1 protein-coding gene is annotated in these 800 nt (G+C 48.8%); it reads left to right on the top strand.

The features are described from left to right. Positions 1–114: 114 nt before the first annotated feature. A partial coding sequence (locus AC3WQH_RS25495) for an IS110 family transposase (protein ID WP_492332330.1) occupies positions 115–800 on the top strand: 686 nt, incomplete at its 3' end.

Below are 800 nucleotides of genomic sequence, written 5' to 3'. Positions count from 1 at the left end.
AGGAGCCATTCCTGTAATGAAGAAATTTGAGCTTTGAAAGAAAAAAGCGCCTCCTGTATGCTGGGTCTTGGAATGGTCACATTCACTGCCCTAATGAAAAGGAGGACGCTCTACATGAAGTATAAGCTGAAACAGAAACAGAATCAACGGATTACACGAATTACCGAAAAAACACTGGTTGTTGGCGCGGACATCGCCAAAAAGATTCATGTAGCTCGAGCCGTGGATTTCCGAGGCATTGAGCTTGGGAAAGAATGTGTGTTCCACAACGATCAGGAGGGGCTAACGAAACTGGCTGCGTGGATGAAGGAGCTTGGCCGGATACATGAGAAAACCGACATCGTATTTGGCATCGAGCCTACCGGACACTACTGGTTCCCGTTAGCGGCATTTTTGAAGGAGCAAGACATCAGGGTCGTCGTCGTGAATCCGCACCATGTGAACAAGAGCAAAGAACTTGAGGACAACTCGCAGACCAAGAGCGACTACAAGGATGCGAAGGTCATTGCCGACCTGATTCGGAGCGGGAAATATTCAGAGCCCAATTTGCCGACCAAGGAATATGCAGAGCTACGCATTCTGATGAATTTTCGGGAGAAGGTCATGGTGAGCTTGAATCAAGTGAAAGCTCGGATTACAAACTGGTTTGACCGCTACTTTCCGGAGTATCCACAAGTGTTTAAGGACTGGGAAGGCAAGGCATCACTGATGACCATGCGCCAGTTTCCCACTCCAGAGGAGATTGTCTCGATAGGCGCCAGAGGCGTTCTCACACATTGGAAGACGGAAATCAAGCGTGG

Source organism: Brevibacillus sp. FW301-21C12A, assembly GCF_058788915.1.
The sequence above is the reverse complement of the archived record's forward strand: the minus strand, read 5'-3'. Positions and strand labels throughout refer to the sequence as shown.